We start from the raw sequence: 19430 nt of genomic DNA, 5'->3' as shown, positions 1-19430 counted from the left end.
TAAAGAATGCGGATTAACCCGGTCACATATCTCGCGTCGCTGCTACTGACAGGCGCGCTTTTGGCAGAAGGAAAGATTCAGCTCAAGCGACCTGTTTCTCCCGAAGTTGAATCATCGTCTTCGGCGGGTGATTCGGGCAAGATTGAATTCTCTAAGCCCGCAAGTTCGACTGCGGCCGCCGAAGCAGATTACACGACCTCTCAAGGCCCTGAGGCAAAATCGCGCACGCTCTACATGGGGTCTTATCTCGGGTTTAATTATTCAGGCCTCGCAAAAGGCATGCAGGGTTCGGTCAACAACGGCGGGTCTGACCTTTCGGTTATTCTCGGTATTCGCAGCGAACTTTATTTCAAACGGGTTTATGGTATCATTACCGATCTCGGTTACGAACAGAACCGGGCATTTATCGTTGAAACACCGACCGGTGGTTATGCGGGCAATGGCATTCTGCGCACCGATTATCTGGCGCTGCGCAGCATGTTTTCTTACCGCTACTCGCTATACAAGGTACTCGGCAAAGTCAAATTTTTGCGCCCGGTTGCAGAGGCGTTGAAGCCTTTTGCGGGCAACCTGCAGGCAGGCTTTTTCGCCAAAACGCCGCTTTCTTCGCAACTCGAAATTCTGAACAGCACCGTCGGTAACCCCGACGACCAGCTCTACGACGTGCGTGAATTTGCTCGGCCGGTATCTGGCGGGTTTATGGGCGGCTTGGGCTTTGAGCTGCGCCTTGGGTCTTATATTTGGTTTTTCGAAGGGCAATACTTCAGGGGCCTGCTGAACACCTACGGGCCAATTCAAAGCCGCTTTTTCAATACAAACGAATTTTCTGAGCAGGGTTTCTATTTTAGCTCAGGTTTCAAAACGGGGATCTATGGTTTTTAAAAAATATGGTGCCGCAATTCTTCAACATAATTGCCCACGAATTAATTCGTGGGCAATTATGTTGATCGCGCTCTTTACCCTGAACTGTTTTACTTCAGAAAAAAGTCTGCCGGGTGTTACCGGGTCGGGGCAGATTTCGGGTAAGGTTGTTGGGCCCGATGGCACCGGCATCGCCAGCGTGCAGATACAGGTTAGCAGGCAAGATAATGAGCAGGTTCTGCAAACGACGTCCGCCAACAATGGTTCATTTTCAATCAACCTTAACGAAGTTAAGCGCGGCACCGGTTTTAACCTGCGGTTCAGCAAGAGCAATTTTAAGTCCGCTGCCCGAGCAGCGGTCATTAGTCTACCGAATCTAAAAGTTGATATTGGTAATGTAGTGATGTTTACCTTCGGCGCTGACGAGAGCCTAAGTCTGAGAAGAATTACGGGACAAGTTTACGATAATTTTGCCTACAAGCCATTAATAGGCGCTAACGTGACAACAACAGACGCAGCGGGTCAAGTTCTAGTTGTTTCAACAAACGAAAATGGGCGATTTATACTTGAGAGCAACTATTTCCCATTACCAAGCGATGAAGAAAAACAAGTGATGAGAGACAATGGCATAAGTGAAATGGATATCCAAGCATTGTCAACATTTGCCATTGGTGTCTACAAAGCCGATTACATCACGCGCACCGATATTGTCGCCGTGATCACCGCAGAAGAAAACCCGATTCGTAATAACCCTGTTCGGCTCTACCAGAAGTTCGGCTCAATATATGGCCATATCACTGAAGACACATTGGGCACAGCGCTCAACAATGTCAGCGCCACGCTGACCAACTCGAATAACCAGCAATTGACTTGCAATAGCGGCGGGCCATACGATGCCAACAGCTCAGCGCCTTATGAACCTCTCGCGGCAGGCCTGTATTGCCCCGACATGGACGATGATTTCAATACCAACCAGAACGGAGCCAATGGCGGCGGATTTAAGATTAAAGACCAGTTCTTGCTTGTCGGTACCCGCTACCCGGTGACTCTTTCGAAAACAAGTGCCGCCTGCACTGCCCGAACTGCCGCGACGACGAACTGTTACCGCACGAAAACAACCTACGCCGACGTATTGTTAACCGGCAACAACGCAATCGCTGGCGCAGCGACAGCACTCATGTGGGACTCATGGATACACGGTACGGTCACGGCCGGTTCTGGTGTTCTGGTAAAGCTCTATAATTCGAGTAACACCTACATTACAGAGGTGACAACCAACGCGTCGGGCCAGTTTCTGTTCGATCATGCGAGCATATTGCGTAACCAGCAATATAAAATGACATTTGAGAAATCCGGCTATTATTCGCGCCTCATTGGCCTGTCGGCACCGAATGACCCTGCATTGATTACCATCACGATTGCGGGCGCCAACAACGCGGGTGCCGTGACCATGACTGCGTTGCCGCCGCCGACGCACTGCGTCATGGGTACGGTTACCGATTACTGGTCGACGCTGCCGGTCGATGGGGCGACGGTTGCAATATTTGACGGTGGCTGGCGTACCGCGACAACAGGGCCTGCAGCGGCTTCGGGTGGGTTTCCCGCGCTTTCGAACGGGCAGTTCATAATTCAGGGTAACTTCGGCAACACGGCGGTGAACGCCTTTGATGTCGAAATTTCGCGCACGGGTTATACCGGCGAGACACAGGTTGGAAAACAGACCTTCAAATTTACGCACAGCGGTATTGCGGCGTGCCCCGGAACGCCCTTTAATCTCGATACGCAGCTCGCCTGCGGTGCATCTGGTGTCGGCCCGACTGGTGGGTCTAATTGCACCAATCAGCTGCGACTTTACCCCATCGGCATATACGCCGTGATTAACGGGGGCTCAAAATATTTCAGAAACCAGACGAAACAGACATACGAGAAATTTCTCACCGAAAAGACCGGTTTGACGATTTCAGGCAGAACTGGCGACCTGATTCGAACCTCATCGCTGCCACAAAAGACCTACGATTTTGACGGTATATATCTGCATTTCGACGACACACCGCGCATTCTGCCGAACGTGCCTGAGGGCAAATGGTCGAACCATGTACCTGTAAATCCCAATGGCTCTTCGCCGGCTGCGAATGGTGTTCTCACCGAAGGCATCGGTGCTGACAGCCGCACGAATGCCTGGGATCTCAAGAATTACGTGTACTATCACTTCTATGCGGCGCAGCCCGGCTCGTACACGATCGAAACAACCGGGTCGACAGACACGCATATCACTCTCACCGCGCAAACCGGCGCGAACCTCGGGTCAGACGATGACAGTGGCACCGGCTCAAACGGACGCATCGGGCCGATTAACCTGCTCAGAGGCTGGTATTACGTCAAAGTTCGCGGCAAAAATGATAACGTTTTTGGTTTCTTCGATGTGCGCGTGACCGGCCCCGCGCAGGTTCAGTCGAACTATAACACAATGCTTTCGCCGACTGCGACCTACGCGACCAATTGCGGCACCAACAACGGCAACCTTGTCGTTTCATGGTATGACGCCACAGGGCATTTGCTATATGTTGCCGGGCCAGGCGAACGCCCGAGTGTTGATCTGAACGAATGTTCGGCCAACGCAACCATCGACATGCATGGCCCTATAGGCGATATTATTCGCGGTCGTTTTGACGGTAAGCTACGGCCGATCGCAGCGGCTGGTGCTGCAGCGAACGTCAGCACGGGAACATTCAGAGGGTTCTTCAACATTCTTCGCACCGAGTAGCATGCGGATTTTCGCTGTCACAATATTGCTTGCGTGCACGCCGCTCGTCGCCCTCGGTGAGGGTGAATTGCAGTTTAGCCTTGGTGGGCGCGCATACGCGACGCAGCATGCGGCAGCACTTGTCACGACGCGCAACGGAAAGTCACGCATTGTCGTTGCGGTGAAAGATATCAACCAGAGATTCTTGCTGATGCTCTCAGCCGATGTCGCTGCCGGCAATGAGAAACAACCATTGTACCTTTCTTCGGCCGATACCGATCTGGCCGTAACGCTGCGCAGCAGCCAGGGTGTGTTCTCGCTGCTACCCCAGCAGCAGCTAGCGAAAGATGCCAACATTACCTATGTCGAGCAGGTCAATATCGAAACCGACGAATTTGAAGATGAATTAGAATCACCGGCTGAAATTCAAGATCGGTTGCGTGGCAAGTTTCATGCGCGTCGAAAACGCAAAAAGATGCGCAGCGAATACCGCCGCGTGAAACCAGCCTGGACACGCATGTCGCGCCAGAATCGGCTCGAAACCGGCGCAGGTGTCATTCAGAACGGAGCCTTCAGAGATACGCATTTTACGCTGCAGCTCACGCCGAATGTCGTCAACGGCAAAGTAGTGTCGTATCAGGGTTCATTTTCAGGTTCAGGCAGGTTCGCGGCGCAGTCGGGCAGCGGCGAAATCAAAATGCTGTCGGGCGGCAGGTTTCATGTGAGGGTAGAACATGCTCCGTAGGTTTTTGGCGATCTTTGTCGTCTGTTTTGGCGTCAATGCGGTATCGGCGTTTATCGTCAACGTGCACCAGAACATGCCAGAAGAGGGCATGCTCTATATGGAGTTTCAGGGCACTAACCAGATGCGCTGGGTGGCAGACTACATGAAGGCAAAGGCTGGTGGGCGCTATTCAGGCACCTGCGTCAACATCAACTACACCGCGAATGAAATGTCTTATGGCAACAATACGCAGTGCGGCGCACTCAGCATCGAGCGTGTCGGTGGGGTTAAGCCCGACTATTTCTGGGACGCTTTTTGGGATGACCTGCTTTTCTTTAGCTGGCACGTGCCCGATTTTGGCATTTACTCGAACAACTTCACTTCGTGGTATCACTTCGTGAATCTTCTCAAGACGAATGAAGACGGTGACCCGCTCGTGACTAATAATTACAATACCTACGACGGTTATGCCTACAATCAAACTTATGGTTTTCCCAATATTGGCATCGATTATATACTTGCGGTGTTTATGAATAACGCGCAGATGTCGGTGAATTTGCCCAACTGCAGCGACAGCAATTGCCAGGAATGGCAGGGGATATCCAACACGTACAAGGCAAACCCGGCGATCGATTACAAGCAAAACGGTTCTACGACGCCGGTTTCGAATGGCAGCGGCAGCAAAGCGACAGAGCAGGCTGATGGCACAAATTACAACTGTTTCAGTGATGTGGCGCTGATCGGCAGCTGTCCCGATAAGGGCGCCGAGTATGGTGGTACGACGCAGGTTCCGAACGTCGACCCGGGAGCGGGCACACTTTTCAGCGGCGACGAAGATTGGGTAATTTATGAACCCGCAACGAATGCGGCGGCTTTCTATTATAATGAAATGTGGCTCGAGGGGCTAGCCTCGATGAACGGCAACAACCGGCATTCACTGCAGACTGCCCCGATTGCGGGGCGTTATTACACCGTAACGGGCGCTGAAATGCTCTATTTTACCGTCGTGCAGCACTGGGCGGGCGACATGACGCAGCAGGCGCACATCTGGTCGACGATCGGCTATAACCATGGCGATTACGAAAGTTATGCCGATGAGAAATATGGCACCCGGGTCATCGGGGGTAGCAACGCCGACAAAAACTACGAAGATTACGGTGAGAGCCAGGCTTATGCCAATTCATGGCAGAACAGATACAACACGCCTGTGGGCAATATCAATCGTCTTTTAATGGAGCAGGTCTTCAGAACCTACCATAACCGCCTGCGCTCGGGCTATGATATTCTCACTTCATCTGACCGCGCCGTCTGGACACGCGCGGGAATCTGGGCCGTGCGCAACGCTACCGCCGAGATGGCGATAATCACAGAAAAAGCAGTACTCGATCTGCGCAAATGCCGCAACGGCGCTGCGTGTAATAACAGTTAATGTTCAGCCTTTGCGCTGCTCACGCAGAAAAGCTATAAATCCGCCTATAGCTTCGTCGAGAATCGCATAGACGGTTTCAAACGCTTCGCCGGTCTTGCCCCAGGGGTCTGGCACCGCGAGTCCCTTTTTTGCGTTCGGCGCGAGGCTGAAATCGCGCATCAGATGAATTTTCTCTTTTGGAAAACGGAATTCATGCAGCAGTGAATCGCGGTTTGAGGCGTCCATTGCAATGATGAAGTCAAAGATTTCGCCGTCTTTTGCATGCACGGGCCGGCTGCGCTGCTTTTCAATGGAGATGCCATACTTGCGCGCAACCGCAATCGAACCGCTGTGCGGCGGTTCACCTTCGTGCCAGCCCGAGGTGCCTGCCGAATCGGCATCAAAATGGGGCGCAAGCCCGGCGCTTTCAATCTTGTGTTCGAATAGCCCCTGCGCCAGAGGCGAGCGGCAGATGTTTCCCAGGCAGACGAAAAGAACGCTCTGCATCGGCTTCAGAGCCCTGCGTAAGAGGTCAATATCGCAAAGCCAGAAAATACCTCTTGATCGGCGTCGAGTTCCGTTTCATGCATGCGCCAAAGTTCGTGAAAATAGCGGCAGATATTTGCCCCTGCGGGGGAGATATAGGCGATATTTTGACCCGCCGTTGCAAAGATAGGTATGTGGCTTTCTCTGAAAATAGGCGGCACCTTGAGCATTTTGCCCTCGAGGCTGACGGTTTCGTCGAGCAGGTGCTGCGCGTCTTTTTGTAACGGAAAAACGCCCAGCGAGTCGAGCTTCATTTCGCGGGTATTCAACTGTTGAATCGCACCGTCGAATGCGGTGCGCGCAGCGGCGATATCATGAATAACATAACCCGCCGAGGCGTCGCGTGAAGCGAAGGTGGTGATGCGGTGTAAACTTGAAGCTTCAGGGGTGATCGCCATGAATGGGTAAGGCAGAATGGATATCAGACGTAAAGATTTTTACAGCACGCAGGCGCTTGCGGCAGAGGTAGCTATGGCCACTCTGCACGAGATAGAAGAATCGACATCAGATTTTCTCGACTTTGACAAGCTCGCGAAAATCGCGCAGGGGGCAGAACCCGTGCTGCCTGTCGCCGTGCAAGATGCAGAGAGCCGGGAAATGCTGCTGATTGCTTATGTGAACCGGGAAGCGCTGCGCCTTTCGCTGGCAGAGAAGCGCGCAATTTTTTATTCTACTTCGCGGCGTGAAATCTGGCGCAAGGGTGAAACCAGCGGTGACATGCTTGAACTCATCGAAGTGAGGGTCAACTGCGAACAAAACAGTCTGCTCTTTCTCGTGCGCCGCACGAACGCGGGTGTTTGCCACACGAAAGACGCGACGGGCAAAACCCGGCACTCGTGTTATTACCGCAAAATGACGCCGCAGGGGTTGCTCGAGATGTTGGCCTGAAATGAGCAGGCTCAAGCAAGCTCTGTTCTTTCACCGCTATCTCGTTCTTCTGCTCGTCGGCTTTGTGGTCATGGCGCAGGTGTTTCCCTTGCGCGTGCAGGCGGTTGAACCCTATACCTATGCGGCCGGCGTTGAGGGATATTACAATATCGCGACGACGTTCGCCACCGCGCAGCCAGACAAGAATTTGCCAAATTTCTCGCGTTACCATCCCAATCACCCTTTGCTGCATCTGGCCACCGGTTATTTGCATGATCTGACCGGCATCGGCGGCATGGAGCTTTTCAAGGCGTTCAACCTTTTGGCAGCCCTAAGCGCTCTGGTACTTGTTTACCTTCTGGTTTTGCAACTGGACCTTAGGCGCGAAACGGCGCTACTGACAACGCTCGCGACTCTATTCATGTATGCTTTCTGGGTGGGGGCGCTTTCTGCCGAGGTGCACCTGCCGGCGGTTGCGCTGCAGCTGCTTTCGGTCCGCTATCTGGTCAAATATCTGCAATCAACCGCAGCAGCTCATCGACATCTCAGGGTTGCGACGCTGTTCTTTGCGCTGGCAACTGCCGTTCACCTCGCCACATGTTTCTGGGGTTTTGCCTTCGCCGCTGCGGTGCTATCGCACAAAGCGCAGAGTCGCTTGCGCATTTGGGCAGAATGCGCTCTGATATATTCGCTCATCATGCTGTTGGTTTATGGGTTGATGCTCGTCACGATTCTGAAAATCGATTCATTCGATCTCTACAAGGCGACGATGTTCATCTACAGCCATCTGTTGCATGTGCGCTATTCTGGTCTTGATTGGCTGGTAACGCTGGTGAAGGCTTTTGCGCAATCGATGGTTTTCGGGTTCGGAATCTGGCCCCTGTTGCTCAAAATACTGTGGGGTGGGTTCGTGGTTGCCGGTCTACGCGAGGTCTGGCGGTCTAAAAACCCAACGGCGATCAAAGTGTTGATTCTGGTCTGGCCGGTCGCTTATGTTGCTTCGCATGCAATATTCGGTGCGCGCGCCGACAGCATTCACAGCTGGCTATTCACGCTGCCGGCATTGCTTTTGGCCTTCGCGTTTCTGTTAGATCGCGTGCTTTCAGGCGCCGAGCTGCGGGTCTATGCCATCGCCGCGCTATTGCTCGTCGGCACCAATAACTTCATCTTTGGCGTGCTGCCCAACAGTCTTTTGCAGCGGACCGATTATCAGTTCGTTGAAGATCCGCAGGTGCTTTTGGCCGGCAATGAGGTCGAAAAACCCGACGCGCGGCAACTGCCGGTGTTAATCTTGATGAAATACCCCGCGGTCACATTTGCCGATATCTGGTACCTTGGCAGTCGCCTCGGATACAAGAATCAGCTGCCGCTCGTCTATTGCTGCGGCAAACAGGGGTACAGAGAAATTCTGCGCGGTTATATAGAGCGCAATGCAGAATTTTTTCTCGTCGCCGACGAAATCGGCGATGAGGTGCCGCAGCTGCTCAGCGAAAGCGGGCGGTCATTTCGGTTACTGCTCGAGAAACGCGGCGAAATCACCCGCAACTCTCTGGTGAGTTCGCTCTACTTTGAACGTCCGGCTGGTCATAAGAACCTGAAAGAGCTGCAGATATACTTCGCAACTTCTCAGGTGCGCGTTAGCCCACAAGCGACCGGTCGATAAGCTCTTTCTGTTCGCGCTCGTGTACCTTCAAGAGGCCCGCCGCGGGGCTCGGCGATGTCTTGCGGGCAACGCAGCGAATCATGTTCTGATATTTGCCGTTCGAAAGACGTTCGTCAAAGCGGTCTTTGATGTAAAACCAGGCGCCCATGTTCTTGGGTTCTTCTTGCACCCAAATAAGGTCTTTGGCGTTTGGATACGTGTCGATTATAGATCCCACTTTTTCGTACTTAAAAGGATAGAGCTGTTCGAGCCGTACGATCGCCACGTCTTTGAGCCCGCGCGTTTCTCGCTCTTTCAGCAGATCGTAATAGACTTTGCCGCTGCAAAGCAAGACGCGCTTGACGCCCGCGGCCTTGACCGTCGTGTCGGCGATCACTTCTTGAAAGCTACCCTTTTGCAGATCAGCCAGTGAGCTGATAGCTTCTGGGTGGCGTAGCAGACTTTTCGGCGTCAGAATCACCAGCGGTTTCTTCTGTTTACGCAGAGCCTGCCGCATCAGCACGTGAAAAATCTGCGCCGGATTCGTCAGGTTGCAGACAATCATGTTCTCTTTTGCGCAGAGTTGCAGAAAACGTTCGAGCCTCGCACTCGAGTGCTCTGGGCCCTGGCCTTCGTAGCCATGCGGCAACAGCATTACCAAACCGCTCATGCGGTTCCATTTCACTTCGCCGCTCGAAAGAAACTGGTCGATGATAATCTGCGCGCCGTTCGCAAAATCGCCAAACTGCGCCTCCCAGATTGTGAGGCTCGCGGGCGATGATAGAGAATAGCCGTACTCGAAGCCGAGCACCGAATATTCAGAAAGCGGCGAATTGAGGATCTCTATTTTGCCCTGACCGTCGCTGATGTGGTTGAGCGGCGTGTATTTTGCCGCGGTATTCGTCTCAAGCAGCACCGCGTTGCGGTGCGCAAACGTGCCGCGTTCTGCATCTTGCCCGCTGAGGCGAATACCAATACCTCGGCTGAGCAACGTGCCGAAGGCCAGCGCTTCACCCATGCCCCAGTCCAGTGGCAATTCACCCTTGGCCATTTTGGCGCGGTTCTCGAGCAGCGCGAGCAGCTTCTTATGCGGATTAAAGCCTGCGGGCACGGTGGTGATTGCAGTTGAAACCAACTTCAGCTCCGCTGCGGTCATTGTCGTGTCGGGCTCTACCGTGCCTGTCTTTGCAAAACCTGACCACAGGCCCTTCATGGAATCGACGTTGATCGTAACGTTCTTCTCTTCAGTTTCGACAAAGCTGCGTTCGAGCGCTTCGGCGACCGAACTCTTAATTCTTTCGAGCTCTTTCGCATCGTGGCCTTCGGCGAGCAGGCGCTTCTCATAAATTTCAACCGGTGTGGGGTGTTTGCGAATGATGTCGTACATCGTCGGCTGCGTGAAAGCCGGTTCGTCCGTTTCGTTATGGCCGTGGCGGCGGTAACAGATGAGGTCTATAACCACATCTTTTTTATAGCGCTGCTTAAATTCCATTGCGAGCGTCAGAACGCGGTGGCAGGCTTCGGGGTCGTCGCCGTTGACGTGGAAAATCGGTACCTGAAAACCTTTCGCGAGATCGGTGGCATAATCTGTCGAGCGCGATTCTTCTGGCAGCGTCGTGAAGCCGATCTGGTTATTGATCACGATGTGCAGCGTGCCGCCCGTCGAATAGCCCGGCACTGACATGAGGTTCAGCGTTTCGGGCACAACACCCTGGCCGATAAAGGCCGCGTCGCCGTGAATCAGAATACCCATGTATTTTTCGCGCGCATCGTCGTTGTTGAGGGTCTGCCGGGCGCGCACCGAGCCCATGCAGACCGGGTTTACCGCTTCGAGATGGCTCGGGTTGAACATGAGCGTCAGGTGCACTTTTTTGCCCGAGGCGGTCACGCGCTCAGAAGAATAACCGAGATGGTATTTGACGTCGGCGTTGTCGTACGTATTGACGTCGGCTTTTTCTTTGAATTCGGCGAAGATAAACTGCGCCGGCTTTTCCATGATGTTTTCGAGCACGTTGAGGCGCCCGCGGTGTGCCATGCCCAGCACGATGCCGTTCATCGACATCTGGCCCGCCATTTCAACGGCTGCATCGAGCATGGGAATCAATGCGTCGCCGCCCTCGAGGGAGAATCTCTTTTTACCCACAAATTTTTTGCCGAGAAATTTTTCGAAATAATCGGCCTGAAAGAGTTTTTCGAAGATGCGAAGCTGCTCTGCTTTCGTAACCAGAGGGTTATTGCTCAGGACTTCCATCTTGTACTGCAGCCAGCTGCGCTGTTGCACGTTATCGAGGTAATAGTGTTCGATGCCAATGCTGCCGCAGTAGACCTTTTCGAAGTGTTCGATGACCTCGCGCAGGCGGGCTACACCGAGCCCGGGCACTTCGGTGTCGTACTCGGCTTCGAGGTCGTCGCGGGTGAGGTTATTGAGGCGATCTTCGATCGTGGCCCGGTCGCGCTTGCGTATGCCGAGGGGATCCAGATTTGCGGCGAGGTGCCCCCGGCTACGGTAAGAGTTCAGAAGGTTTTGCACTCCCATCTCTTTGAGCAGCGAGACGTCGATACCTGAGTTCGCGATCAGCTCGTCATTTTTGGTGCGTGTGCCAGATTCCAGACCCTGAAAAAGGTCGCGCCATTCAGGGGCGATGTTCTGCGGTTGTTTTTGGTATTGGTCGTAGAGTTCTTCGAGAAAGTATGCCTGGTCGGCCGAGAGCGCGCTCGATGCGGATTTCATATTCTCGGGACATCATTCAACCGATGGCGGTCAAGTAGTTTTTAAATACCATCGCGCCCAAATTTGTTGCGGCGCCCTTTGAGCCGGGGCAATTTGACTTTTCGCCCTGTTGGTTTTGCCCGACGCGCAGTAATGTCTGCAAGCCCCGCTGCGCCAAAAGTACGTGAAAAAAAACCAAGGGTCTACCTGCGCATTCTGGGCTATGCGGCGCGTTACAAATGGCGCTTCATTCTCGGTGCTTTATTGTCGCTCTTCGTTTCGGTTTTTAACGCGCTTAGCCTCACCGCACTCAAGCCTATATTCGACGTGATAGAGACTGGCGGCAATAAACCGTTTCAGTTGCACTACGACCGCGATGAAGTAGAATTTGCGAAATCGGGGCCGCTTAAAAAAGACCTGCAGCTGCTTTTGACAAAGCACCCGGTTCCCGATTTCTACGAAAACGAGCGCCGCTATTATAAAGAATCGGTGGCGAAGCCTGCCGATGAGCTGCGGGGAAAGCTGAAGTATTTTATCGCTGAAAAAAAGACAGCACTCAACCTGTTTCTCTTGCAATACCATGCGCTCAAGGTTTTGGTTTTTGTTGCATTTCTGGTCTTACCGATCTACCTTCTGAAACTGCTCTGCGACCTGGGCACAGTCTACTTCATGAGTTCGACGGGCCTGCGCGCGGTCAATAATATACGCGACGATCTTTACCGTAAGCTGCTCGATTTACCCATGTCATTTTTTGTGAAAGAGAAAACCGGGGTGATGATGAGCCGAATCATCAACGATGCCAATCTGCTCTCCGATTCTGCATCCGACTACCTGCGGGTTTCGATCAACAACTTCTTCATAATCATGACCCACCTTGTGTTGCTGAGTCTTATCAGTGTAAAACTTTTGGTTATTACGGTTATCGGTGTACCTCTGGTACTTTGGCCGGTTAACTACTATGCCCGAAAAATAAAGGACATTACCCAGCGCGAACAGACAAGCCTTGCCGATCTCACCGGGCACATGCAAGAGGTTATTGCGGGCATTCGCGTCATTCGCGCATTTGGTATGGAGAAATTCGAACACGGGCAGTTCAGCACAATCAACGAGTCGCTGTTTCGGCAGATATTTCGCTTTCGCATCAACAACGCACTTTCGCCTGCGCTTGTCGAATTCACAACGAGCCTGTTGATTATTGGCCTCATCGTCTACGGCGCAGCGCGTATTATCGAAGGCGAATTTACATCTGGCAGCTTTTTTCTCTTTCTATTCACGCTGATGGTAATCATCAGCCCCATCAAACAGATCGCGTCGTGGTACAATATGGTGCAGCGGGCAACTGCTGCAGGCGAACGTATTTTCCATTTGATCGATACTCCGAATGATGTGACAGAACGACCGTATGCGCAGCCATTCAGTACGCTGAAACGCGGTATCACCTTTAAGGGAGTCGGCTTTCGTTATCCGAATACCGACGCGCAGGTTTTGAAGAACATCACGTTTGACGTGCCCGTCGGTTCGCGCGTTGCGTTGGTGGGTCATTCCGGTGCCGGCAAATCGACGCTGGTCGACCTGATTCCCCGCTTTTATGACGTCACTGAAGGGACGATTCAGTTCGACGGCGTTGATCTGCGGGACCTGCGCATCGCAGAGATGCGCGAGGCCATCGGTGTTGTAACGCAAGAGGTATTTCTTTTTAACGGCACGGTAAGGCAGAATATCTCATATGGTCGCAGTGATATTTCTGATGCAGACGTCGAAAAAGCTGCCGAGATGGCTTACGCCGATATTTTCATCAATGCCCTGCCCAAAAAGTACGACACGCCGATCGGCGAACGCGGGCTCATGCTATCGGGCGGGCAGAGGCAAAGGTTGTCGATTGCGCGTGCGATTCTAAAGAACCCGCAAATTCTCATTTTGGATGAAGCCACCAGTGCGCTCGACACAGAATCAGAACGTCTCGTACAAAAGGCACTAGAAAAACTGATGAAAAACCGCACGGTTTTCGTGATTGCGCACCGATTGTCGACGATATACAGCGCCGATCTGATTCTTGTTGTCGATAAAGGCCGCATCGTAGAGCGCGGCACGCACAAAGAACTTCTGCGTAAAAAGGGACACTACAAAAAACTCTACGATATGCAGTTCACGAAATGAAAGAAGCAGAACTCAAAACTTTTGTCGAAGGCGTGATGCGCTATTTTTCGACCATCACCTCTTCGGGCGCCAAGGTGGGAGTCCCCTACGTGAAGTCGGCCGAGCACGCCGTTGAAGACATTACGGGAATTATCGGCATGACCGGCCAGCGTAAAGGTGGCATTTTTATTTCATGCCCGCGCGAGATGCTCGCCGAAATAGTCACGGAATATTCAGGTGCAGCTTCGCCGTCGCTTGCTGTCATCAAAGATATGGCGGGTGAGATGGCGAACACCGTCGCGGGTAACGCTTCGCTCGCGTTCGGGTCAGAATTTCAGATTTCGGTGCCTGTCGTGCTCGTAGGGCGACCAGAGCAGCTTGATCTGCCAACGCGAGTACCCACGTTTATTATCCCCATCGAATGGAAACAATACAAGGCGTATCTGGCAGTTGGCGTTGAATAAAGCCGCAACAGAACAGATTTTGCATCTCGAGCTGCCCGCTGGCGTGCGGCTTGATAAATTTCTCGCGGCCGAGCTGGGCGAGGGCAATCAGGGCCTTTCGCGCTCTCAGTTACAGCGCCTCATTGAACAGGGGCAAATTACGGGCATCAGCGAAAAGAATCTCAAATCGTCGTTTAAGGCAAAGCGCGCAACCGCGATTACGATTACTCTGCCGCCAGAGAAGCCGGCTGAGATTTTGCCGTTCGCGGCGTCGATTCCCGTGCTGTACGAAGATGAATATCTGGCGATTGTGCACAAACCCGCAGGCATGACCGTGCACCCGGGGGCGGCAACGGGTAACGACACTCTCGTGCACGCGCTCGTCGGCCAGATCAAGAAGCTGGCACCGCATGCCGAGCGGCCCGGCATCGTGCACCGCCTCGACCGGGAAACCGAAGGCCTCATGGTGATCGCCAAGACCGACAAGGCGCGCGCGGCGCTCGCCGGGCTATTTGCCGATCGACAGGTGCACAAGACCTATCAGGCAATTGTCTGGGGCAGCGTTGAACTGCCAGAAAAGATCGACGGATTTATCTGGCGAGACCGCCGAAACCGTAAGAAAATGAAGTTTGGCTACGAAGCGCCTGAAAAAGGTATAAGAGCGCGCGAGGCGCAGCTCGTATTTCTGCGGCAGACACGTTACAAATTCGGCACCGAGCTTGAGATCAACCTGATTACGGGCAGAACGCACCAGATCAGGGCAACCTGCGCGCAGCTCAATGCGCCGATTATCGGCGACGCAATCTATGGAGACGATGCGGGCCGGGCCAAGACGTATAAAGTCGGGCGCGAAAAGCGCGACGACCTGTCTGCCTGTGGTATGCTGCTGGTGGCGAAAAGTATCGAGTTTGCGCATCCGTTTAAGCGAAAGAAAATCAAATTCGCCATTGAGCTGCCTGCGCGTTTTGCAGAAGCCCGCTCGCTTCTCAAATAACGCGGGCGTAGTCAGCAAACGGAATTTGCCACACCTTAATGCCGCAGAAATGGTCGCCTTCGGGGCAGCGTGGCTTTAAATGTTCGCGCACGACACAGGGCGGCCCGATGTGCTTGCCGATTTCGGGGTAGTTCTGCTTTACTTCAGCAACTTCGGCATGGGCAGAATAAAATATCTCTTCTTGCGCGTTATAGCAGAGCCGCGACTTCCACTTGTGGTAGAAATTATAGAAATCGCCTGACTCCAGAAAGCGCACAGGAAATGCATTCGGCAACAGATAGACCACGTCTTCACGGCTGAGGGCTTCGTTTTTCCACAGGTCGCGGACAAGATCGAAATTTTGCGCGAGGTAAGATTCATAGATGCCCGTTGCCACGGCCGACTCGCGTATCAGCGCAGGCACAACGTAATCATTTTCGAGCGACACCTGTTCGGCGAGGTGAGGGCGTGTGCCTGGCAAAGTGCGGTGGCGCTGTTCTTGCGAGTCAGCAGTGTGCGAGAGCTTCTTCATGAACGTGAAGTGCGCGTGGTTGAGTAGCCGCGTGCGCTCGTCGAGCGTGCCTGGATAAAACACGTCACCCAGCAGCGTATTTTCTGCGGTGTCGAGCGCTGCCGTTGCGCTGGCCCCCATTAATGGCAGGCCGTGCGGGTTTGTGAGCGCACCCACCGACGCAGAGACCAGTTTGGCCGATTTGCCGGCGAGCGCTGCGTCAAACTGGGCATTCGCTTTTGCGGCAGCTGCTGTATCGTAACTTCGCTGCGGAGCCGGCAAAGGTTCGGGAAACTCTTCGAACAGGTCTGCATCCACCTGGCGTACAAGCTCAAATAGGCCTATGCCCAGAACGACGAATTCTTCATGGTTCGACCAGCGCAGCATACGGGCATATCGCATCAGTGTCAGCGCGCTGACACTGTGGTACATGTAAGCCACGGTCGATACCGGCATGATGTAGCGCGCGACTTCCATGCAGCGTTTGCGAATGGCATCTGCCCAGGCCTCTTTGTTGCGGGCCTTGAGCCGGTGAATGGAAAAGTAAATTTCTTCTACGACGGGTTTTAAGGTTTCGACAAGTGTCGTATACGTCGCAAACGCCCTTTCGTGCAGGGCGTGCACTCGGGGGTCGTCTTTGAGTGCGTGGGGTACACTGTACCAGGTGCGATCGTTCTTGATGGGTACGTAACGCTGAGAAACCTGCTCAGAGTTGTAATAGGGGTGTGCGTGCAGCACCTGCCAGATGAGCTGGCGGCTGACGTTTTCGAGTCCGAAGACAAAGTGCGCGTGCTGCCTCGTGGTGTGGTGGCCCGATTTGAGAGTCGCGCGCGCGACCTTTTTTCTGAGTTCGCGCGATTTTTCAGTCTTCTGCATGTCTTGCGGCAAAAGCAAACCTTTTGAGCTGTAACATGTGCGCGCTGAAGCCGCTGCGATATCAAATGGATTTTCGGTGTAAGCGATCAGGCTCACCTTGACAGGAGAAGAAGCTATTTGTGCCGCAAATTCTGTCTTGAGGCGGTCGAGCCAGTGGTCAGACATGGGTAAGTCTGTTTTTTAGATCGGCTGCGGCAACGAGAACTGCAGGGCGATCAGTAATCGAGGCGAAAGTAGACCCAGGCGGTGCCCATACCTGAAACGATGTTGGCGAGATTGCCCGCGATAAAGGGCGGTATCGACCCGCTTTCGCCAAAAGCCGACCCGAAATACATCAGAAAGAAATACGCCAGAGTGAACAGCATCGAAACCGCGATGCTGGTCGCAGCGTTACCGCGCTTCAGCCGGCCCCCGATCATGCCGCCGATGAAGACAATAAAGAAGCAAACGAGCGGATATCCCGCGTGCCAGAAGAACTCGGTGAGAAACACGCTGTATTCACCCCCGGCCTCCTTTCGCTTTGAATACAAGCGGTACGCGTCAAATATCGAGCGCTCTTCTGAATCCATCTCGACATAGAAATTCTGAAAAGCCTGCATGGTCTCTTGCAATTCGACGTCGAGTGTCGCGAATGGGTCGGTGCTGACGTAAAGCCCGTTGGCGTCGAAGCGTGAAAGCCGTACATTGTAGAGTCGCCACCGGCGCGATTCTTTGCCCTCGGCCACGGCGCGCTCGGCCTCGATGATCTGTTTGATCGAGCCGTTTTCGCCTAACTCAAGCAGATGAAAACCAATGAGCGCCGATTCGTACCAGGCGCCATAGCCGATGGTATAATAGCGCAGCCCAAATCGCAGCGTCAGGTTGCTGCTGTGGTCATGTTTGCGCAGGCGGGCGTCGGCGCCGCGGTTTCGCAGCGCGTATGAAATATCGGTCGCCTTGTAAGACGCGGGGTACGCCACATATTCGTTAAAAAAGAAAAAGGCGACGGTCAGAATCGCCGCAAAGATTATAATCGGCCTCAATATACGGCGAAACGAACGCCCAGCCGCGAGCATTACCGTGATTTCAAAATTGCGGTTGAACTGCGCCACAGTAAATGCGACGGCGAACATCAGGGCAGGGGGCACAATGTACGTCACAAAGGTCGGTGTAATCGTCACATAATATTGAATCAGAAGACCCGCACCCTGCTTGTTATCGGGAAAGTTCTTGATAGAGTCGAGTATCTTAACGATCACGGCGACCCCGATCAGCAACACGAGCGTGCCGAGAAAGGTCTTGATGAAAGCCTTGAATACGTAACGGTCGAGTTGATCCATATCAGATATTGTACCGGTATACCCAGAATTTATAGCCGAAATAGTTTGTGATAAAACTGATGATGACCGTTGAGAGCTTAAAGATATTTGTCAGCAACACGTCGGCTTCGGGATTATAGAGCAGGTTGAGACCGTGAAAAATAATGCCCGCGACCAGCAGCGTAAAGACCGAAACGGTAAAAAACCGCCGGTACGCAGCCCGCCTTTGAAAAGTGAATCCGCTGTGCAGCGTGAAGGCCAGCAGGTTTGCGCAGAAGAACGCCACGACCATATAAACCAGCTGGCGCGTGGGTTCACCAATACCGAAAAACACGATCAGCAGATTGTGCACGGTAAAATCAGCCACGGTATTAATCACCCCGACGAACGCAAATTTAATCAGGTGCCCGAAACGCAACTTTAAGAGCTCGGTCAATACTCTGATCGTTTGTTTAAACGTGACTTTGCTGCCATCCTGGTCGTTCCAGCGTACCGCAACTTCGCTGACGCTGAGGCGCAGCACCCCGGCCTTTTTCAGAATTTCAAAATCAAAGCCGAAGCGAAAGTTGCTCAGATTGCGAAACAGGTATTGCGCAGCCTTACGGTCAAAGAGCTTGAATCCGCACTGCGTATCTTTGTAGGGTAGGTCGAGCAGTGACCTGATCAGCAGATTGCCGGCGCGGCTCACCATTCTGCGCATCAGGTTCTGTCTTTTGCCAATTTCACTCTGCGCAAGATAGCGCGAACCGATGGCGGCATCGGCACCATTCTCAATTTCAGCAGCAAGTTTGGGGTATTCGGTTATGGGGGTTGCCCCGTCTGCATCGGCGATGAGCACCTGCCGGCCTTTGGCCGCCATGACGCCTTCGCGCACCGCCGCACCCTTGCCGAAGTTCTGGTAGAGGCGAATAACCCTTACGCCGCGAAACTTTTTGCGCACGAGTTCGCCCGTACCGTCGCCACTGCCGTCGTCGGCCACAATGATTTCGTGCGCGATGCGCCGCGCCTTCATGAACCGGCTGATTTCAGCCAGGTACGCAGGCAGGCGCCCCGATTCGTTGTACGCAGGTATGACGATGCTGAGTTCAATGGCCGATTTCGCATCACGGCGCTTTTCGCTGAGTACTGCGACCGTGCCGATGCCCGCGAGCACGTTCAGGTAGGGGTGCAGACGAATCTCGAGCGAGAGCAGCGCAGAGAAAAAGCGATCTGCCAACGGAAGCCACTTCAACCATAGAAATGGAAGAAGCAAAAAGCCGAAGTAGAAAATTTCGCGCAGTTCATAGCCCGCGACCTTCAGGTCGCCGCTGCGCAGCTGGCGGTCTTCAGCGCGGGTCAGCGCGGTCAGCACGATGAACCGTGGCGGGTGAGCGCGCACTGCCTTCTCGAGCGGTTCAGAAGGCCGGGTAATGAGAATATCCCCCCTGGATTGGTCGGTATTCAGCGCAATGACGCCTGCGAAATCCAATCGGGGTTCAAGCGTGCCGGTTCTGAGTGCTATCGCCGAATGCGGGCCATGCACGCGCACCACGCGCGCTGTCAGCTGTGCGAGCTGTGGCGCGAGCTTTGGCCAAAGTGAATCAACCTGAAAAAGCACCGTGCCTGAGTTGAGTGGGCAGCTGCGCTGTCATTTTAAAACCAGTTCGCGCACCAGGCTGACCGCAAAATAGATGACGATCAGAGGGCGAAGCT

The 19430-nt window shown here is 53.5% G+C and carries 15 protein-coding genes; 9 read left to right on the top strand and 6 right to left on the bottom strand.

What is annotated here, in order from left to right; all coding sequences use genetic code 11:
- Positions 1 to 6: 6 nt before the first annotated feature.
- The 4 genes from TURPA_RS19910 to TURPA_RS19895 are packed head-to-tail and all read left to right on the top strand — an operon-like array spanning position 7 to position 5757.
- Positions 7 to 882 carry a porin family protein gene (locus tag TURPA_RS19910; RefSeq protein ID WP_014805069.1) on the top strand — a complete coding sequence of 292 codons (876 nt, stop codon included), beginning with the start codon at positions 7 to 9 and terminating at the stop codon, positions 880 to 882.
- Between the two features lie 58 nt (positions 883 to 940).
- Complete coding sequence (locus tag TURPA_RS19905) at positions 941 to 3625, top strand: carboxypeptidase-like regulatory domain-containing protein (protein ID WP_014805068.1); 2685 nt, start codon at positions 941 to 943, stop codon at positions 3623 to 3625.
- 1 nt (position 3626) lies between these two features.
- On the top strand, positions 3627 to 4349 hold the full coding sequence (locus TURPA_RS19900; protein ID WP_014805067.1) for a hypothetical protein: 723 nt from the start codon (positions 3627 to 3629) through the stop codon (positions 4347 to 4349).
- Positions 4339 to 5757: a hypothetical protein gene (locus tag TURPA_RS19895; RefSeq protein WP_014805066.1), complete on the top strand. Its 1419-nt coding sequence runs from the start codon at positions 4339 to 4341 to the stop codon at positions 5755 to 5757. The genes TURPA_RS19900 and TURPA_RS19895 overlap by 11 nt, the downstream gene beginning before the upstream one ends.
- A gap of 3 nt (positions 5758 to 5760) precedes the next feature.
- Here TURPA_RS19895 and TURPA_RS19890 read toward each other — a convergent pair whose 3' ends face one another.
- Together TURPA_RS19890 and TURPA_RS19885 are read right to left on the bottom strand one after the other, a co-directional pair.
- Positions 5761 to 6243: a low molecular weight protein-tyrosine-phosphatase gene (locus TURPA_RS19890; RefSeq protein WP_014805065.1), complete on the bottom strand. Its 483-nt coding sequence runs from the start codon at positions 6241 to 6243 to the stop codon at positions 5761 to 5763.
- A gap of 5 nt (positions 6244 to 6248) precedes the next feature.
- Positions 6249 to 6680, bottom strand: a complete 432-nt coding sequence (locus TURPA_RS19885; protein WP_014805064.1) for a hypothetical protein — start codon at positions 6678 to 6680, stop codon at positions 6249 to 6251.
- A 16-nt stretch (positions 6681 to 6696) separates the two neighbouring features.
- Here TURPA_RS19885 and TURPA_RS19880 point away from each other — a divergent pair, with 16 nt between their 5' ends.
- On the top strand, positions 6697 to 7170 hold the full coding sequence (locus TURPA_RS19880; protein ID WP_157210604.1) for a phosphoribosyl-AMP cyclohydrolase: 474 nt from the start codon (positions 6697 to 6699) through the stop codon (positions 7168 to 7170).
- 1 nt (position 7171) lies between these two features.
- Positions 7172 to 8812 carry a hypothetical protein gene (locus TURPA_RS19875; protein ID WP_014805062.1) on the top strand — a complete coding sequence of 547 codons (1641 nt, stop codon included), beginning with the start codon at positions 7172 to 7174 and terminating at the stop codon, positions 8810 to 8812.
- Here the strand turns inward: TURPA_RS19875 and TURPA_RS19870 are convergent.
- Positions 8787 to 11522 (bottom strand): 2-oxoglutarate dehydrogenase E1 component, encoded by a 2736-nt coding sequence (locus TURPA_RS19870; RefSeq protein WP_014805061.1) that lies wholly within the window; start codon positions 11520 to 11522, stop codon positions 8787 to 8789. The two genes, TURPA_RS19875 and TURPA_RS19870, sit on opposite strands and share 26 nt — an antisense overlap.
- A gap of 132 nt (positions 11523 to 11654) precedes the next feature.
- On the opposite strand from TURPA_RS19870, the gene TURPA_RS19865 reads away from it, so the two are divergent.
- The 3 genes from TURPA_RS19865 to TURPA_RS19855 are packed head-to-tail and all read left to right on the top strand — an operon-like array spanning position 11655 to position 15074.
- On the top strand, positions 11655 to 13658 hold the full coding sequence (locus tag TURPA_RS19865) for an ABC transporter ATP-binding protein (RefSeq protein WP_014805060.1): 2004 nt from the start codon (positions 11655 to 11657) through the stop codon (positions 13656 to 13658).
- Positions 13655 to 14101 carry a chemotaxis protein CheX gene (locus tag TURPA_RS19860; RefSeq protein ID WP_014805059.1) on the top strand — a complete coding sequence of 149 codons (447 nt, stop codon included), beginning with the start codon at positions 13655 to 13657 and terminating at the stop codon, positions 14099 to 14101. Before TURPA_RS19865 ends, TURPA_RS19860 begins: the two co-directional genes overlap by 4 nt.
- Positions 14094 to 15074: an RluA family pseudouridine synthase gene (locus TURPA_RS19855; protein WP_053332252.1), complete on the top strand. Its 981-nt coding sequence runs from the start codon at positions 14094 to 14096 to the stop codon at positions 15072 to 15074. Before TURPA_RS19860 ends, TURPA_RS19855 begins: the two co-directional genes overlap by 8 nt.
- Here TURPA_RS19855 and TURPA_RS19850 read toward each other — a convergent pair.
- The 3 genes from TURPA_RS19850 to TURPA_RS22365 are packed head-to-tail and all read right to left on the bottom strand — an operon-like array spanning position 15067 to position 19335.
- Positions 15067 to 16605 carry an FAD-dependent thymidylate synthase gene (locus tag TURPA_RS19850; RefSeq protein ID WP_014805057.1) on the bottom strand — a complete coding sequence of 513 codons (1539 nt, stop codon included), beginning with the start codon at positions 16603 to 16605 and terminating at the stop codon, positions 15067 to 15069. The genes TURPA_RS19855 and TURPA_RS19850 overlap by 8 nt on opposite strands.
- A 50-nt stretch (positions 16606 to 16655) precedes the next feature.
- A complete protein-coding gene (locus tag TURPA_RS19845) occupies positions 16656 to 17759 on the bottom strand; it encodes an LptF/LptG family permease (protein WP_014805056.1) in 1104 nt (367 codons plus the stop codon).
- Position 17760: 1 nt separating this feature from the next.
- On the bottom strand, positions 17761 to 19335 hold the full coding sequence (locus TURPA_RS22365; RefSeq protein WP_014805055.1) for a bifunctional glycosyltransferase family 2/GtrA family protein: 1575 nt from the start codon (positions 19333 to 19335) through the stop codon (positions 17761 to 17763).
- Between the last annotated feature and the right edge of the window lie 95 nt (positions 19336 to 19430).

This window comes from Turneriella parva DSM 21527 (genome assembly GCF_000266885.1).
GTDB lineage: Bacteria > Spirochaetota > Leptospiria > Turneriellales > Turneriellaceae > Turneriella > Turneriella parva.
The sequence above is the reverse complement of the archived record's forward strand: the minus strand, read 5'-3'. Positions and strand labels throughout refer to the sequence as shown.

Excerpts from the sequence above, each read along its gene's own strand:
- TURPA_RS19910 (WP_014805069.1), top strand. The coding sequence starts at position 7 with ATGCGGATTAACCCGGTCACATATCTCGCGTCGCTGCTACTGACAGGC.
- TURPA_RS19905 (WP_014805068.1), top strand. The coding sequence starts at position 941 with ATGTTGATCGCGCTCTTTACCCTGAACTGTTTTACTTCAGAAAAAAGT.
- TURPA_RS19900 (WP_014805067.1), top strand. The coding sequence starts at position 3,627 with ATGCGGATTTTCGCTGTCACAATATTGCTTGCGTGCACGCCGCTCGTC.
- TURPA_RS19895 (WP_014805066.1), top strand. The coding sequence starts at position 4,339 with ATGCTCCGTAGGTTTTTGGCGATCTTTGTCGTCTGTTTTGGCGTCAAT.
- TURPA_RS19890 (WP_014805065.1), bottom strand. The coding sequence starts at position 6,243 with ATGCAGAGCGTTCTTTTCGTCTGCCTGGGAAACATCTGCCGCTCGCCT.
- TURPA_RS19885 (WP_014805064.1), bottom strand. The coding sequence starts at position 6,680 with ATGGCGATCACCCCTGAAGCTTCAAGTTTACACCGCATCACCACCTTC.
- TURPA_RS19880 (WP_157210604.1), top strand. The coding sequence starts at position 6,697 with ATGGATATCAGACGTAAAGATTTTTACAGCACGCAGGCGCTTGCGGCA.
- TURPA_RS19875 (WP_014805062.1), top strand. The coding sequence starts at position 7,172 with ATGAGCAGGCTCAAGCAAGCTCTGTTCTTTCACCGCTATCTCGTTCTT.
- TURPA_RS19870 (WP_014805061.1), bottom strand. The coding sequence starts at position 11,522 with ATGAAATCCGCATCGAGCGCGCTCTCGGCCGACCAGGCATACTTTCTC.
- TURPA_RS19865 (WP_014805060.1), top strand. The coding sequence starts at position 11,655 with ATGTCTGCAAGCCCCGCTGCGCCAAAAGTACGTGAAAAAAAACCAAGG.
- TURPA_RS19860 (WP_014805059.1), top strand. The coding sequence starts at position 13,655 with ATGAAAGAAGCAGAACTCAAAACTTTTGTCGAAGGCGTGATGCGCTAT.
- TURPA_RS19850 (WP_014805057.1), bottom strand. The coding sequence starts at position 16,605 with ATGTCTGACCACTGGCTCGACCGCCTCAAGACAGAATTTGCGGCACAA.
- TURPA_RS19845 (WP_014805056.1), bottom strand. The coding sequence starts at position 17,759 with ATGGATCAACTCGACCGTTACGTATTCAAGGCTTTCATCAAGACCTTT.